Origin of the sequence: Xanthomonas sp. NCPPB 2922 (genome assembly GCF_041520885.1) — a bacterium.
Classification (GTDB): Bacteria; Pseudomonadota; Gammaproteobacteria; order Xanthomonadales; family Xanthomonadaceae; genus Xanthomonas; species Xanthomonas campestris.
The window spans coordinates 139,932-155,717 of the sequence record NZ_JBGOFY010000003.1 but is presented as its reverse complement, the minus strand read 5'-3'; the positions used below and the strand labels follow the sequence as shown (position 1 = coordinate 155,717).

The window sequence follows — 15,786 nt, the reverse complement described above, 5'->3', positions numbered from 1 at the left end:
TCACGGTTGTGCGCTGGGCTGGTGCCAGAATCTTCCGATCTTCAAGGAACACCCGGTCATGGCCATCCGCAATCGCATGCCTCCCTGGCATGAAAATTTCAGTCTGCCCAATGGCCGCACGCTCCTGCTCCGCCCGATCCGTCCCGAGGACGGCCCGCCGCTGCAGGGAGCCTTCAGCCTGTTGGGCCCGGAAGAGATCCGGGCCCGTTTCGTGCGCTCCTCGGCCGAAATCACCCCCGAAATGGTGCAACGCCTTACCCACCCCAACCCCAAGAGCGAAATCGTGCTGGTGGCGGCCGAGCAATTGCCGCCCGGCGAAGCGCTGGTGGGCGCCGTCGCACGTGCCGCGCTGGTGCCGGGCACCCGCCAGGCCGAATACACCATCCTGGTCAGCAGCTTTGTGGCCGGCCAGGGCCTGGGCCGCCAACTGATGCGCAAACTGGTGAAGTGGGCGCGCCGCAAGTACCTCGATTGCCTGTACGGCGACGTGCTGCAAAGCAACCTGCCGATGCTGCAGCTGGCCCAATCGCTGGGCTTCAAACCGCAGCCGCACCCGGATTCCCCGGAACTGGTGCGCATGGTGCTGGAGCTGGATGCTTGAGGGGCGGGGATTTGGGATTCGGGAGTTGGGATTCGTTTTGAAGCGGTGGCTGGGCGTGCTGGGTGTTCGCATGGCATGCCCTGTATTGCGGGACAGCACGTGAGTTCCCCCGCCGGCCTGAGCTCCGCCACAAACCCCGATAACAGGTGACTTAGCGCGGCTAACAAAACGTAGCGAGCAGTCGTCAGGTGGGTGCGGACGGCGCGGAGGAACCCGAGTGTACGTAGGTACATGCCGATTCCGAGCACCGGCCGCGCTCGCCCGGTGGCTGCGCAGTCGTTTTGATAGCTGCTCTTAGCCTGGCATCTCCAAAAGCCGCCTATACACCGTCAGGCGCGGTGTCCTCGCCGCTTGCGGGACCATGTGGCGGCATGGATGCCGCCACTGAGCTTCCATGGACGGATTCACGGCGTGTCCCGCAAGCGGTGAGGGCACCGCGCCCTCGACCAACTAGGCTGTTGACTGCCAAGACGAGCAATCCCGCCTACCTTGAAGCGCAGTAGAGAATGCGGATAGGCCAGTCGCAGACCGCCTAAATCTGAAACGTCGCTGCAAGGGCCCTTGCCCGCCCTCCCCATCGCACGACGCCGAAGCCCGGCAGGCCAGGCCGGCCGCTTTCACGCCAGATGGACCGGCCCCTGGCGGCGCTCTGATAAAATCGCCGGCTGATGCCGTCGCCTACCTTCCCTTCTCCGCCGCTGCCCAAGTCCGGCCAGCTCCGCGCCTACTGGCGCGCTCCGTCGTCTCCGACGGCCCTGGCCTGGTCGATTGCACGCGCTGCCGAAGCGCATGCCGGCCCGGTGCTGGTGATTGCCCGCGACAACCAGAGCGCGCATCAGATCGAAGCCGATCTGCACGCCCTGCTGGGTGACGCGTCCACGCTGCCAGTGGTGCCGTTTCCCGATTGGGAAACCCTGCCCTACGACCAGTTCAGCCCGCACCCGGAAATCATCAGCCAGCGCCTGGCGGCCCTGCATCGCTTGCCCGGTCTGACCCGTGGCGTGGTGATCGTGCCGGTGCAGACCTTGCTCCAGCAGCTGGCGCCGCTGAGCTACATCGTCGGTGGCAGCTTCGATCTCACGGTTGGCCAGCGGCTGGATCTGGACGCGGAAAAACGCCGCCTGGAAAGCGCCGGCTACCGCAACGTGCCGCAGGTGATGGACCCGGGCGATTTCGCGGTGCGCGGCGGCCTGCTGGACGTGTTCCCGATGGGCGCCGACACCCCGTTGCGCATCGAACTGCTGGATGAGGATATCGACTCCATCCGCGCCTTCGACCCGGAATCGCAGCGCTCGCTGGACAAGGTGGACGCGGTCAAGATGCTGCCCGGCCGCGAAGTGCCGATGGACGATGCCAGCGTGGAGCGCGTGCTCGCCTGCCTGCGCGAACGCTTCGACGTGGATACGCGGCGCAGCGCGCTGTATCAGGATCTGAAGTCCGGCATCGCACCGTCGGGCGTCGAGTATTACCTGCCGATGTTCTTCAGCAAGACCGCCACGCTGTTCGATTATCTGGACACGCGCGTGCTGCCCCTGATCGCCACCGGCGTCTCCAATGCGGCCGATGCCTTCTGGCTGCAGGCGCAAAACCGCTATGAGCAGCGCCGCCACGATGTGGAACGCCCGCTATTGCCGCCCGATGAGCTGTACCAGTCACCGGATGCCTTGCGCGAGCGGCTCAACAAGCTGGCGCGCATCGAAGTGTGGCCGGCCGACCATCCGCGTATCGACGAGGCCGCGCCGCTGGGCGACCAGCCGTTGCCGCCGCTGCCGGTCGCCGCCAAGGATGCGCCTGCCGGGCAGGCCCTGGCCTCGTTCCTGGGCCATTACCCCGGCCGGGTGCTGGTGGCCGCCGATTCGGCCGGCCGCCGCGAAGCATTGATGGAAGTGCTGGCCGCCGCGCAGTTGAAGCCGGACGTCGTGGCCGACCTGCCCGCGTTCCTGGCCGCGACCAAACTGCGCTTCGGCATCACCGTGGCGCCGCTGGAAGACGGATTTGCATTGGACACGCCGCAGATTGCGGTGCTGACCGAGCGCCAGTTGTTCCCGGAACGGGCCAACCAACCGCGCCGCACGCGCCGCGTGGGCCGCGAGCCGGAAGCGATCATCCGCGACCTGGGCGAGCTCTCCGAAGGCGCCCCGATCGTGCATGAAGACCACGGCGTGGGCCGCTACCGCGGCCTTATCGTGCTCGACGCCGGCGGCATGCCTGGCGAGTTTCTGGAAATCGAATACGCCAAGGGCGACCGGCTGTATGTGCCGGTAGCGCAGCTGCACTTGATCAGCCGCTATTCCGGTGCCTCGGCCGACACCGCGCCGCTGCATTCGCTGGGTGGCGAGCAGTGGACCAAGGCCAAGCGCAAGGCCGCTGAAAAGGTGCGCGATGTTGCCGCCGAGCTGCTCGAAATTCAGGCGCGCCGCCGCGCGCGCGCAGGCCTGGCGCTGCAGGTGGACCGCGCGATGTACGAACCATTCGCGGCGGGCTTTCCGTTCGAGGAAACCACCGACCAGTTGGCCGCGATCGATGCCACCTTGCGCGATCTTGGCAGCAGTCAGCCGATGGACCGCGTGGTCTGCGGCGATGTCGGCTTCGGCAAGACCGAAGTCGCGGTGCGCGCTGCGTTCGCCGCGGCCAGTGCCGGCAAGCAGGTCGCCGTGCTGGTGCCGACCACGCTGCTGGCCGAACAGCATTACCGCAATTTCCGCGACCGCTTTGCCGACTACCCGATGAAGGTGGAAGTACTGTCGCGCTTCAAGAGCACCAAGGAGATCAAGGCCGAGCTGGAGAAAGTGGCCAGCGGCGATATCGACGTCATCATCGGAACGCACCGGCTGCTGCAGCCGGACGTGAAGTTCAAGGATCTCGGCCTGGTCGTGGTGGACGAAGAACAGCGCTTCGGCGTGCGTCAGAAAGAAGCGCTCAAGGCGATGCGCGCCAACGTGCATCTGCTCACGCTCACCGCCACACCGATCCCGCGCACGCTCAACATGGCCATGGCCGGGCTGCGCGATCTGTCCATCATCGCCACCCCGCCGCCGAACCGGCTGGCGGTGCAGACCTTCATCACCGCCTGGGACAACACCCTGCTGCGCGAGGCGTTCCAGCGCGAACTCAGCCGCGGTGGCCAGCTGTATTTCCTGCACAACGATGTGGAAAGCATCGTGCGCATGCAGCGCGACCTCTCCGAGCTGGTGCCGGAAGCGCGCATCGGCATCGCGCATGGGCAGATGCCCGAGCGCGAGCTGGAACGGGTGATGCTGGATTTCCAGAAGCAGCGCTTCAACGTGCTGCTGTCGACCACGATCATCGAATCGGGCATCGACATTCCCAATGCCAACACCATCATCATCAACCGCGCAGACCGCTTTGGTCTTGCGCAGTTGCATCAGCTGCGCGGCCGCGTGGGGCGTTCGCACCACCGCGCCTATGCGTATCTGGTGGTGCCGGACCGCCGCTCGATGACCTCCGATGCAGAAAAGCGCCTGGAAGCGATTGCCTCCATGGACGAGTTGGGCGCCGGCTTCACCCTGGCCACGCATGATCTGGAGATCCGTGGTGCAGGCGAGCTGCTGGGCGAGGACCAGAGCGGGCAGATGGCCGAGGTGGGTTTCAGCCTGTACACCGAACTGCTGGAACGCGCGGTGCGCAGCATCCGCCAGGGCAAGCTGCCCGACCTGGATGCCGGCGAAGAAGTGCGCGGCGCCGAGGTGGAACTGCACGTGGCCTCGCTGATTCCCGAGGACTACCTGCCGGATGTACACACGCGCCTGACGCTGTACAAGCGCATTTCAAGTGCCCGCGACAGCGATGCCTTGCGCGAACTGCAGGTGGAAATGATCGACCGCTTCGGCCTGCTGCCAGACCCGGTCAAGCACCTGTTCGCGATCGCCGAGCTCAAGTTGCAGGCCAATGCCTTGGGTGTGCGCAAGCTGGATCTTGGCGAGAATGGCGGCCGCCTGGTGTTCGAGGCCAAGCCGTCGATCGACCCGATGACCGTGATCCAGATGATCCAGAAGCAGCCGAAGATCTACACCATGGATGGCCCGGACAAACTGCGCATCAAGCTGCCGTTGCCCGAGCCGGCCGACCGCTTCAATGCGGCACGTGGGCTGTTGACGGCCCTGGCACCGCGCTGAGGGGTTGCACCGTGCAGTGCGCCATGCTGGGGCGCACTGCACGGGCACGCTGCAGCTGTGGTGTTGAAGGCCGCGCACGCACTGTGCAACGCGCCGACGGTAATCAGCGATCTACCTTGGCCTGTTTTGGCGCATTGAATGCCCAGTGCAAGGCACTGCCCGCCAGCATCGCAGGCACAAACCACGATTGAACCCAGCGCCTGATCGCGGTGCATCTGTACTGCACACTCATGAAAGCGTGCAGCGGCAATCGCCTGCAGCAGAGCAGCGCAACCGAGCAAGCTGCGTTTCGCAAAACCGCGCTGCGCGTTGGCCGCACTCTATCCAGACGCAGACATGGGCAATGAGTGCTGCTCGCTGCGGAACCTTGTGTCAGACATCCATGTCAGCCATCACTAGCGTGCTCAACAGGCAGGCTTTTCGCATGCACAGCAATCACGCATGCCTTGAAACGGCATGCGCCTTCGATGGCAACCAAAACACCATTCCGTTGCAGCGCTCGCTTAAAAGCAGACTCAGCCGACAAGCAGCACGCATCACGTCATCGCAAACCTGAGCGGTTAACGCCCACGCAGTGATGCGCATCGCAAATCAGTCGCTTGGCTGAATTCGGCCTAAATATTTCTGTCACGCGCCGATACCTGCATAGACCGACACGACTTGGGCCTACTTGGTAGCGCGTGAAGCCGATGTCGAGGCGAGAACTTCTCCGCGTCATGCCACGCACGTGTCATCGCTTCACGAGGCCGCAATGGACATCTTTTCGTTGGATCTACCCGCCCCGCTCACGCTTGCCCTCGAAGGCGAGATGACCATCCGCCGTGCTGCCGAGCTCAAGCCATTGCTGCAGCCGGCGCTGGCGCATCCGGGCGGCGTGCGTCTGGACCTGGCTGCGGTCAGCGAGATCGACACCACCGGCCTGCAGCTGCTGCTCGCCACCAAGCAGGCGGTGCAGGCTGATGGACGCCCGTTTGTGTTGACCGACTCGAGCCGCGCCGTGGTCGATGTGATCGAACTGCTGGGCCTGCTGGAAGCGCTGTACCCGCACGCCGCTACCGGTCTGGGCGAACGCATTCATTAACACGGACAGGTGACGCGCATGGACATGAACCAGCTGATGCAGACCTTCCTGGCCGAGAGCCGGGATCTGCTCGAAGACATGGAACGTCACCTGTTGCAGGCCGAGCGTGGCGAGTCCTCGCCCGATGCGGTGAACGCGATCTTCCGTGCGGCGCACACCATCAAGGGCTCCGGTGGTCTGTTCGATCTGCCGCAGCTGGTGGGCTTCACCCACGTGGTGGAAAGCGTGCTGGACCTGGTGCGCGAAGAATCGGTGGCGCTGCAGTCGGAACTGATCGCCTTGCTGCTGGTGTGCTGCGACCACATCCATGCATTGGTGGAGACCGCCGCCGACCCCAGCCATGCCGATCCCGCTGCATTGGCCGCCGAAGCCGAGCCCCTGCTGGCGCAGTTGCAGACCTATCTGCAAGGCAGCGTTTGCGGCGCAACTGTCAGCAACGCGCAGCGCAGCACGCCGGAAAAACAAAGCGGTTACTGGCGCGTCAACCTGACCCTGTTTGCCGATGCGCTGCGTTTTGGCAACTCGCCGTTGAAGTTGATCCGCAATCTGCGCGGGCTCGGTTCCGTCGAGTCGATCAGCACCGACTACAGCAAATTGCCGGTGTTCGAGGAGCTCGACCCGGAAGCCAACTACCTTGGATTCCAGATCCTGCTGCGCAGCGATGCCGACCGCGCGGCGATTGAAGACGTGTTCGAATTCGTGCGCGAAGACTGCGACCTGGAGATCGTCGCGGTGCCGGCGCCACTGGACACCACGCTCAGCGCCGCGAACGCCGCCGTCACTACGGAACCGGTGCACACACCGGCGCCAGCCATTGCCGTGGTGCCGCCACCGCGCGCCGCTGCGACGACTGCCGAGACTGCGCCGCGTTCCAATGAAGCGCGCTCCATCCGCGTGGACGCCGACAAGCTCGATCGCATGATCGACCTGGTGGGCGAGTTGATCATCGCGGTGGCCAGCACCGGCACCAATGCACAGCGCACCGGCGATGCGCAATTACTCGAATCCACCTCGATCCTGGCGGGCCTGGTTGAAGAGGTACGCGAAAGTGCACTGCAACTGCGCATGGTCAAGATCGGCGGCACGTTCAGCCGCTTCCAGCGCGTGGTGCACGATGTGGCGCGCGAGCTGGGCAAGGACATCGCGCTGGTCGTCGCCGGCGAAGACACTGAACTGGACAAGTCGGTGGTGGAAAAGATCGGCGACCCGCTCACCCACCTGGTACGCAATGCGATGGACCACGGCATCGAGCCGGCAGACGTGCGCGTGGCCAACGGCAAGCCGGCGCGTGGCACCGTGGGCCTGAATGCCTTCCACGATTCCGGCAGCATCGTCATCCAGATCACCGATGACGGTGGCGGCCTGAATCGCGACAAGATCCTGGCCAAGGCGCTGGAACGCGGCCTGGTCGAACCCGGCCGCCAGCTCAGCGATCGCGAAGTGTTCGCAATGATCTTCGAGCCCGGCTTTTCCACTGCCGAGAAAGTCACCAACCTGTCCGGCCGCGGTGTGGGCATGGATGTGGTCAAGCGCAACATCACCGCGCTGCGCGGCTGCGTGGACATCGACAGCACCGCCGGCGTGGGCACCACCATTTCGGTGCGGCTGCCGCTGACGCTGGCGATCATCAACGGCTTCCAGGTGGGCATTGGCAAGTCGGTGTTCGTGGTGCCGCTGGATGTGGTGGAAGAGTGCGTGGAATTCACGCCCGACTACACCAGCGACTACATCGACCTGCGCGGCAGCGTGCTGCCGTATGTACGCCTGCGCGAATTGTTTGCACTGGGCGGCAAGCGGCCGGTCCGCGAAAGCATCGTGGTCATCCGCCAGGGCGCGCAGCGCTTCGGGTTGGTCGTGGACACCTTGTTGGGCGAATGGCAGACCGTGATCAAGCCATTGTCCAAGGTGTTTGCGCAGGTCAAGGGCATCAGTGGTTCGAGCATTCTCGGCAGCGGCGAGGTCGCGCTGATTCTCGATGTGCCCAGTCTGATCCAGCAATTGCATCCAGGCCAGGACGCGCTGGCCGCCTGACCGTTCAAACCGCCGCTCGTCTTCCCACGCCGCCGTTCTACGTCGTTCCCTGACTCCAGGAAGCTGCCACCATGTCGCACCGTCTCCCGATCGCCACCCAACTGTGGTTCACCGCCGCTTTCGCCATTGCCCTGCCGGTTGTGGTGGTGGTTGCCGGCTTCGCACTCACGCTGTCGCATGCTGCACTGCTGGCGGCGAGCGTGCTGGCCGCACTCGCCAGCGGTGTGCTGCTGGCCTGGTCGATCCGCACCGCTACCGGCTCGCTGGAGATCGCCACCACCACGCTGGACGCCTTCGCCCGCGGCAACTTCGATGTCGCCCTGCCGCAGGTGCGCGACGAGCAGGCCTGTGAAGTGCTGCGCGGCCTGCGCAAGGTGCAAAGCGGCATCCGCCACGTCAACGACGAAATCAACCGTGTCTCGCACGAACACGACGCTGGCGAGATCGATGCGCGCATCGATGTGGCACGGTTTGATGGTGACTTCCGCGCCATGGGCGACGGCATCAACCGCATGGTCGCCAGCCATATCGCGGTGAAGAAGCAGGCCATGGCCTGCGTGGCCGAATTCGCCCGCGGCAATTTTTCCGCCGAGCTGGAACGCCTGCCGGGCAAGAAGGCCTTCATCAACGAGGTCGTGGACCAGATCCGCGGCAACCTCACCGGCCTGGTCGCCGAAGTCAACCGCATGGCGGTCGAACACGATGCCGGCGATATCGACGTCGTGATCGACACGCAGCGCTTCACCGGCGATTTCCGTCGCATGGCCGAAGGCATCAATGCGATGGTGGCAGGACATATCGCGGTCAAGAAGCAGGCCATCGCCTGCGTGGCCGAGTTCGGCCGCGGCAACTTCACCGCACAACTGCCGCAGCTGCCGGGCAAGAAGCGCTTCATCAACGAGACCATCGATCAGGTGCGCGGCAACCTCACCGGCTTGATCCGCGAGATCAACCACATGTCGGCCGAACACGAAGCCGGCGACATCGATGTGGTGATCGATACCGCACGCTTCGACGGTGATTTCCGCAGCATGGCCACCGGCATCAACGAGATGGTCGGTGCGCATATCGCGGTCAAGAAGCTGGCAATGGGCGTGGTGGCAGAGTTCGGCCGCGGCAACTTCGACGCGCCGCTGGCGCAGCTGCCCGGCAAGAAGGCCTTCATCAACGACACCGTGGAGCGCGCGCGCGGCAACCTGCGCAGCATCTCCGAGGTGATCCAGGTGATGGGCGCGATGGCCGAGGGCGACCTCACCCACACCGTGGAAGGCCGCTATGAAGGCGCATTCGCCGACATGCAGCGCTACGTCAACACCACCATGAGCCGCCTCACCGAGATCGTCGATGAGGTCAACCGCAACGCCGAGAACCTGGCCAGCGCATCGGAACAAGTCAGTGCCACCGCGCAGGCACTGGCCCAGGCCGCCAGCGAACAGGCGGCCGGCGTGGAAGAAACCAGCGCCTCGCTGGAGCAGATGACTGCTTCCATTGCGCAGAACACCGAAAACGCCCGCGTTACCGACAGCATGGCCGCCAAGGCTGCCAGCGAGGCGGCCGACGGTGGTGACACCGTGCGCGCCACGGTGGTGGCAATGAAGGACATCGCCAAGAAGATCGGCATCATCGACGACATCGCCTACCAGACCAATCTGCTGGCGCTCAATGCCGCGATCGAAGCCGCGCGCGCCGGCGAGCACGGCAAGGGCTTTGCGGTGGTGGCGGCCGAAGTGCGCAAGCTGGCCGAGCGCAGCCAGATCGCCGCGCAGGAAATCGGCGAAGTGGCTGGGTCCAGCGTGGAACTGGCCGAAAGCGCCGGCCGCGTGCTGGGCGAGATGGTGCCTTCGATCCGCCGCACCTCCGATCTGGTGCAGGAGATTGCCGCAGCGTCTGAAGAACAGACCGCCGGTGTCAGCCAGATCAACACCGCAGTGGGCCAGTTGAACCAGACCACCCAATCCGCCGCGGCCAATGCCGAAGAACTGGCCGCCACCTCGGAAGAGATGAGCGCGCAGGCCGAGCAGTTGCAGCAGTTGATGGGCTTCTTCCGGCTGGGTAACGGTGGGCGTGGCAATGTGCCGGCGGCCAAGCCGGTGCAACGTCGGGTTGCGCCTGCCGCCAGCCTGCCGCTGCGCCGCGCCAACGTGCGTCCGATCAGCGCGGCGGTCGCCGCCGATGTGATCGACGAATCCCAGTTCGCCAGCTTCTGAGGAATCGACGATGCAACAGCGCAGCGTAGAGACCGGTGGCGCGCCCGCCATGCCCGCACCCCAGCAATACCTCACCTTCCTGCTGGGCGGTGAGATGTTCGGCCTGGGCATCCTGGGCATCAAGGAAATCATTGAATACCGAATTCCAACCGAAGTGCCGATGATGCCGCCGGCGCTGCGTGGAGTGATCAACCTGCGTGGTGCGGTGGTGCCGGTGATGGACGTACAGCTGCGCTTTGGGCGCAGTGCGAGCGCCATCACCAAACGCAGCTGCATCGTGATCGTGGAGATCGCACGCGCCGGTGAGCAGCAGGTGTTGGGCTTGCTGGTGGACGCGGTCAGCGAAGTGGTGGAGATCGCGCCCGCCGACATTGCCGCTGCGCCCAGCTTCGGCGCCGGCATCCATCGCGATTTCATCCACGGCATGGCCAAGCGCGACGAGCGCTTCGTGATCCTGCTGGATGCCGACGCCGTGCTGGCCAACAACGCGCCGGCGCAGCTGCCCGACGCCGCGCTGGCGGCCTGACTCTTTCCGTGCACGCCAGGACTCTCATGCACTCTCCACTTCTTTCCTGCAACTGCGCACTGGCCGGCCCGGTCCTGGTGGTCGACGACAGCGTGGTCCAGCGCGAACACGCCATCGCGCTGTGCCGCCAATTAGGCGCCAGCGTGGTGGACGGTGCCGGCGACGGCCATGCCGCGCTCGACTGGCTGAGCCGCGCCAGCGCACCATCGCTGCTGTTGATCGACCTGGAAATGCCGGGCATGGACGGCGTGCAGCTGCTCGACGCGCTGGCACGCGGCCAGCACAGCGTTCCGGTGGTGGTGGTCTCGCAACGCGGCGGCGCGCTGATCGATGCGGTGATGCAGCTCAGCCGCAGCGCCGGTGTGCGCGTGCTCGCAGGCCTGGAAAAACCACTGCGCCTGCAGGATCTGGCCACCACGCTGGACTGCATTCCCGAACCGCTCGCCGAGACCACCACCGCGCTGTCCACCCCGATCTCGCCGCTGCTCTCCAGTGGCGGTGCGGCGGCCTCGCGGCTGGATCGCGCCATGCGGCGCGGTGAAATCCGCGTGGCCTACGAGCCCAAGCTGGACCTGCGCGACGGCCGGCTGCGCGGCGTGGAAGCCCTTGCGCGCTGGCGCCGCCCGCAAGGCGACATGATCGGCCCGGACCGCTTCATTCCCTTGGCCGAGCGCGAAGGTTTGATCCACGCACTCACCCAGCAGGTGATCGACAAGGCGGTTGCGCAATTGGTGGACTGGCGCGCCGAGGGCCTGCAACTCACGCTGGCCTTGAACCTGTCGCCCAATCTGCTGGGCGAGCAGGATTTCCTCGAACATTTGTGCACCAAGCTGGCCGACAACGGCCTGGCACCGGCGGATCTGGTGCTGGAACTCACCGAAAGCGCCATCGTGGAGCCGGCCAATGCGCTGAGCATGCTGGCGCGGCTGCGCCTGCATGGGTTCGGCCTGTCCATCGACGATTACGGCACCGGCTTTTCCTCGTTGCAGCGGCTGGCCAGCATCCCGTTTACCGAGCTCAAACTCGACCGCAGCTTCGTGCATGCCGCGCACCGCAGCCGCAGCCAGCGCACCGTGCTGGAATCCACGCTGGAGCTGGCCCACCGGCTGGAACTCACTGCCGTGGCCGAGGGCGTGGAAACCCCCGACGACTGGCGCCTGCTCCGCGAGCTCGGCTGCGACCTGGCCCAGGGCTACCTGATGGCCTCCCCGATGCCAGGCCCGATGTTGTCCGAGTGGTGGCGCGAACACGCCAGCCGCATCGCCCGTCTCTGCAGCAGCGAGCTTCCTACTGATGCCGACCTTGTCTGAGCCCATGAGCACGTCGACCGCGATCACCGAACAGGAATTCGGGCGCTTTCAGCGCTTCATTTTCGAAGCCGCCGGCATCAGCATTTCTTCCGGCAAGAAGGCCATGTTGTGCGGACGGCTGGGCAAGCGCCTGCGCGAGCATCAGTTCGACAACTACACCCAATACCTGCAATTGCTGGAAAGCCGGCAGGATCGCGACGAGATCCAGACCGCGATCGACCTGCTCACCACCAACGAAACCTATTTCTTCCGCGAGCCCAAGCACTTCGACCTGCTGCGCCGCCTGGCTGACGACCACCGTGGTGGGCTGCCGCTGCGCTGCTGGAGCGCGGCCAGTTCCACCGGCGAAGAGGCCTACAGCATGGCAATGGTGCTCGACGACGCGCTGCAAGACCGTGCGTTCGAAGTGGTCGGCACCGACATCAGCAGCCGCGTGGTGGCCAAGGCCCGCACCGGCCACTACGCCCTGCAGCGCATCGACGGCATTCCACAGGCGTATCTCAAGCGCTACTGCCTGCGCGGCCAGGGCGAGTACGCCGGCACCTTGCTGGTGGAGCGTCGCCTGCGTGACCGGGTCAAGTTCGTGCATGCCAATCTCAACGCCGCCTTGCCGATGCTGGGCAGCTTCGATGTGATCTTCCTGCGCAACGTGATGATTTATTTCAATGGTCAGACCAAGCGCGAAGTGATCCTGCGCGTGCTGGCCAACCTCAAACCGGGCGGGCACTTCTGCATCGGCCATTCGGAAAGCCTGAGCGAGCTCGACATCGATCTCATCCAGGTGGCACCGTCGATCTTTCGCAAAGCCTGAGCCAGGGATCCACCGTGTCCACAGCGTTCAACCGCCCCATCCCGCAGTCCCAGACCATCAAGGCGATGGTGGTCGATGATTCGGCGGTGGTACGCCAGGTGCTGGTAGGCGTGCTCAACGAAGCGCCCGGCATCGAGGTCATCGCCACCGCCGCGGACCCGTTGCTGGCCATCGAAAAAATGCGCCAGCAGTGGCCGGACGTGATCGTGCTGGATGTGGAAATGCCGCGCATGGATGGCATCACCTTCCTGCGCAAGATCATGAGCGAGCGCCCCACCCCGGTGGTGATCTGCTCCACGCTCACCGAAAAAGGCGCGCGTGTGACCATGGATGCGCTGGCCGCTGGCGCAGTGGCCGTGGTCACCAAACCGCGGCTGGGACTCAAGCAGTTCCTCACCGACTCGGCCGACGAGCTGGTGGCCACCGTGCGCAGCGCCGCGCGTGCCAACGTCAAACGCCTGGCCGCACGCGTCACTGCCACGCCGCTGGAGGCCGAGGTCAAGCACACTGCCGATGTGATCCTGCCTGCGCAAACCGGCCGCGCATTGGCGCAGACCACCGAGCGGATCGTGGCCATCGGCACCTCCACCGGCGGCACCCAGGCGCTGGAAGAAGTGCTCACTGCCTTGCCGCGCGTGTGCCCGGGTATCGTGATCGTGCAGCACATGCCGGAGAAGTTCACCGCCGCGTTTGCTGCACGCCTCAACGGCCTGTGCCAGATCGCAGTAAAAGAAGCCGCCAACAACGACCGCGTGATGCCGGGGCGTGCGTTGATCGCACCGGGCGGCAAGCATCTGCTGCTGCGCCGCAGTGGCGCGCAATATTTTGTCGAAGTACTGGAAGGCCCGCCGGTGAACCGGCATCGCCCCTCGGTCGATGTGCTGTTCCGCTCGGCCGCGCGCGCGGCCGGCAGCAATGCGCTGGGCATCATCATGACCGGCATGGGCGACGACGGTGCGGCCGGGCTGCTGGAAATGCGCCAGGCCGGCGCACGCACGATCGCGCAGGACGAGCACACCAGCATCGTGTTCGGCATGCCCAAGGAAGCGATCAAACGCGGCGGTGCCGACCGCATCCTGCCGCTTGGCGCGATGGCGCGGGAGATCGTGACGCAGCTGCAGTAGCGGTGCATCTGCTTGAGACAGGCAGCGGTGAAAGCGTGCGGCTGCACCAAGGTTTTCGCGCAACGTCATGGTCGGCTCTTCGATCGCGACATCACTGTGCCGGCTTTACGGCACATCGCGTCACGCCTGCGCGCAGCCAGCGAGAGACGCAATCAGTGCCGGCAGGTCGTCCGTAAATACCCGCAAAAGGCCAGGATAGCGATCGCGGTACATAAGCCAGTGAACCGCCGTCGATACCCAGCAGGCACGCGGCAAAGTGCACGCAGTCTTACCCCATCGCTACGCCAGCTATTTCTCACCGTCCTTACAACTGCGAATCCAGCGGCAGCCAGCCCAACACCTTGGCCGCGCCGCGACGCCACACACTGGCGGCCGGTTCGCGCGTCCACACCGCTGGCGGCTGCGCGGCATCGTCGTGCCAACGCAACCCGCCCTGCTCCAGCGTCACCCGGTAACTCACCGGCGCGCTTATCTTGTGGTTGTACAGCCGCTCCAACTCCGCGGTCACGGTGCGGTCTTCGAACAGCAGGCCCATCTCGGTGTTGAGATTCATCGAGCGTGGATCCAGGTTGAATGAGCCGATGAAACCGGCGCTGTCATCCACCACGAAGGCCTTGGTATGCAGGCTCGCGCCACTGGAACCGAACAGGCTGCCATCCGGGCGCCCCATCGGCTTGAGCTCGTGCAGGCGCACGCCTTGTTGCAGCAGCCGAATGCGGTAGTCCGCATAGCCGCTGTGCACGGCCACGACATCGTTGGCGGCCAGTGAATTGGTCAATACGCTGACGCGTACATCGCGCTTGCGCAGGCCACTGATCCAGCGTATGCCGTCATCGCCGGGCACGAAATAAGGCGAGATCAATTTCAGTTCGCGGCGTGCGTTGGCCATCTCGCCGATCAGGATCGGCGTCATCCAGTCCGGCTGCGGTGGCGCGCCTTCGGCCTTCTCCGGCGGGTCGGCCACGATGCGCGCCTGCTGCACCCAATGCACCGGGCGATTGCCCTGCATCAAGGCATGCACGCTCGGCGACTGGCGCAGGCGCTCCACGTACGGGTGCGCGCCCACCGACGCCATCCCCGCGTCCAGGCTGCCGCGCAGTTGCTCCAGCGCCTGCGGCTTGGCGGTGACCAGCGCCGCCAGCGGCAACGCATTGGGGCTGTTCCAGTAGGCATCGAACACCTGCTCGGACTCACGCACCGTCGGGCCGATCAAGGCCGCGTCCATGTCCATGAAGTTGGTGTCGCGTGCGGCGTCGAAATATTCGTCGCCCACATTGCGCCCCCCCACCACCGCGATGCGGCCATCGGCAATCCACGCCTTGTTGTGCATGCGCCGGTTGATGCTGAACATGCGCAGCACCATTTCCACGCCGCGCATCAGCGTGCCCTCGCGCGCACGGGTGGGGTTGAACAGGCGGATCTCGATCAGCGGATGGCTGTCCAACGCGGCCAGCACCGAGTCGCTGCCATGGATATTCATGTCGTCCAGCAACAGGCGCACGCGCACGCCACGGTCGGCCGCACGCAGCAATTCGTTGTGCAACAGGTTGCCGGTGAAGTCGGCATGCCAGATGTAGTACTGCAGATCCAGGCTGCGGCCGGCCGCACGCGCGGTCAACGCGCGCACCGCAAACGCATCGATGTTGTCGGACAGGATCACCATGCCGGTCTTGCCGGCGTGCGCCTGCTGCAATGGAGCGACCACCTGGTCGATCGGCGTTGCCTGCGCCGCCACCGGCAAGGCATGGCTGGCAGGGCCGCGCTCGCGATCGGCAAAGCGGCCGTAGCCATACAGCGACAGCACGCTGCCCAGCGCCAGCACCAGCACGCCGATGCCCGCCCACTTGAAGATCTTGCGTTTGGTCACTGCCGGTTCCGCGTTGAAGTGCGCGGCAGTCTAGAGGCTCTGCGAGCAGGCTGGTGTGCAGACGCAGCGCATCGCAGCGGGCTCATCCTTGC

10 protein-coding genes and 1 other RNA gene are annotated in these 15,786 nt (G+C 65.2%); 9 read left to right on the top strand and 2 right to left on the bottom strand.

All coding sequences use genetic code 11. The annotated features are described in order from the left end of the window. The first annotated feature begins 58 nt into the window (after positions 1-58). Complete coding sequence (locus tag ACD584_RS05465) at positions 59-601, top strand: GNAT family N-acetyltransferase (RefSeq protein ID WP_076036671.1); 543 nt, start codon at positions 59-61, stop codon at positions 599-601. 158 nt (positions 602-759) lie between these two features. On the opposite strand, the gene ACD584_RS05460 is transcribed toward ACD584_RS05465, so the two are convergent. Beyond that, positions 760-834, bottom strand: a non-coding RNA gene (locus ACD584_RS05460) — sX9 sRNA. A gap of 435 nt (positions 835-1,269) precedes the next feature. Between ACD584_RS05460 and mfd the strand changes: the two genes are divergently transcribed. From mfd to ACD584_RS05420, 8 genes are all read left to right on the top strand, one after another. Continuing rightward, positions 1,270-4,737, top strand: a complete 3,468-nt coding sequence (mfd, locus tag ACD584_RS05455; RefSeq protein ID WP_076036670.1) for a transcription-repair coupling factor — start codon at positions 1,270-1,272, stop codon at positions 4,735-4,737. A gap of 751 nt (positions 4,738-5,488) precedes the next feature. Then, positions 5,489-5,818 carry a lipid asymmetry maintenance protein MlaB gene (locus ACD584_RS05450; RefSeq protein ID WP_011037829.1) on the top strand — a complete coding sequence of 110 codons (330 nt, stop codon included), beginning with the start codon at positions 5,489-5,491 and terminating at the stop codon, positions 5,816-5,818. Positions 5,819-5,836: 18 nt separating this feature from the next. After that, positions 5,837-7,849, top strand: coding sequence for a chemotaxis protein CheA (locus ACD584_RS05445; protein WP_175611612.1), 2,013 nt, complete (start codon positions 5,837-5,839; stop codon positions 7,847-7,849). Positions 7,850-7,920: 71 nt separating this feature from the next. Next, positions 7,921-10,056 carry a methyl-accepting chemotaxis protein gene (locus ACD584_RS05440; protein ID WP_019237476.1) on the top strand — a complete coding sequence of 712 codons (2,136 nt, stop codon included), beginning with the start codon at positions 7,921-7,923 and terminating at the stop codon, positions 10,054-10,056. A gap of 10 nt (positions 10,057-10,066) precedes the next feature. Next, complete coding sequence (locus ACD584_RS05435; protein WP_076036668.1) at positions 10,067-10,582, top strand: chemotaxis protein CheW; 516 nt, start codon at positions 10,067-10,069, stop codon at positions 10,580-10,582. Positions 10,583-10,608: 26 nt separating this feature from the next. Further along, positions 10,609-11,892, top strand: a complete 1,284-nt coding sequence (locus ACD584_RS05430) for an EAL domain-containing protein (RefSeq protein ID WP_076036667.1) — start codon at positions 10,609-10,611, stop codon at positions 11,890-11,892. A 4-nt stretch (positions 11,893-11,896) separates the two neighbouring features. Beyond that, a complete protein-coding gene (locus tag ACD584_RS05425; RefSeq protein ID WP_175611611.1) occupies positions 11,897-12,703 on the top strand; it encodes a protein-glutamate O-methyltransferase CheR in 807 nt (268 codons plus the stop codon). Continuing rightward, on the top strand, positions 12,700-13,827 hold the full coding sequence (locus ACD584_RS05420; RefSeq protein ID WP_070690431.1) for a chemotaxis response regulator protein-glutamate methylesterase: 1,128 nt from the start codon (positions 12,700-12,702) through the stop codon (positions 13,825-13,827). Before ACD584_RS05425 ends, ACD584_RS05420 begins: the two co-directional genes overlap by 4 nt. A gap of 304 nt (positions 13,828-14,131) precedes the next feature. Here ACD584_RS05420 and ACD584_RS05415 read toward each other — a convergent pair whose 3' ends face one another. Further along, positions 14,132-15,694, bottom strand: a complete 1,563-nt coding sequence (locus ACD584_RS05415) for a phospholipase D family protein (protein WP_076036664.1) — start codon at positions 15,692-15,694, stop codon at positions 14,132-14,134. Positions 15,695-15,786: the final 92 nt, after the last annotated feature.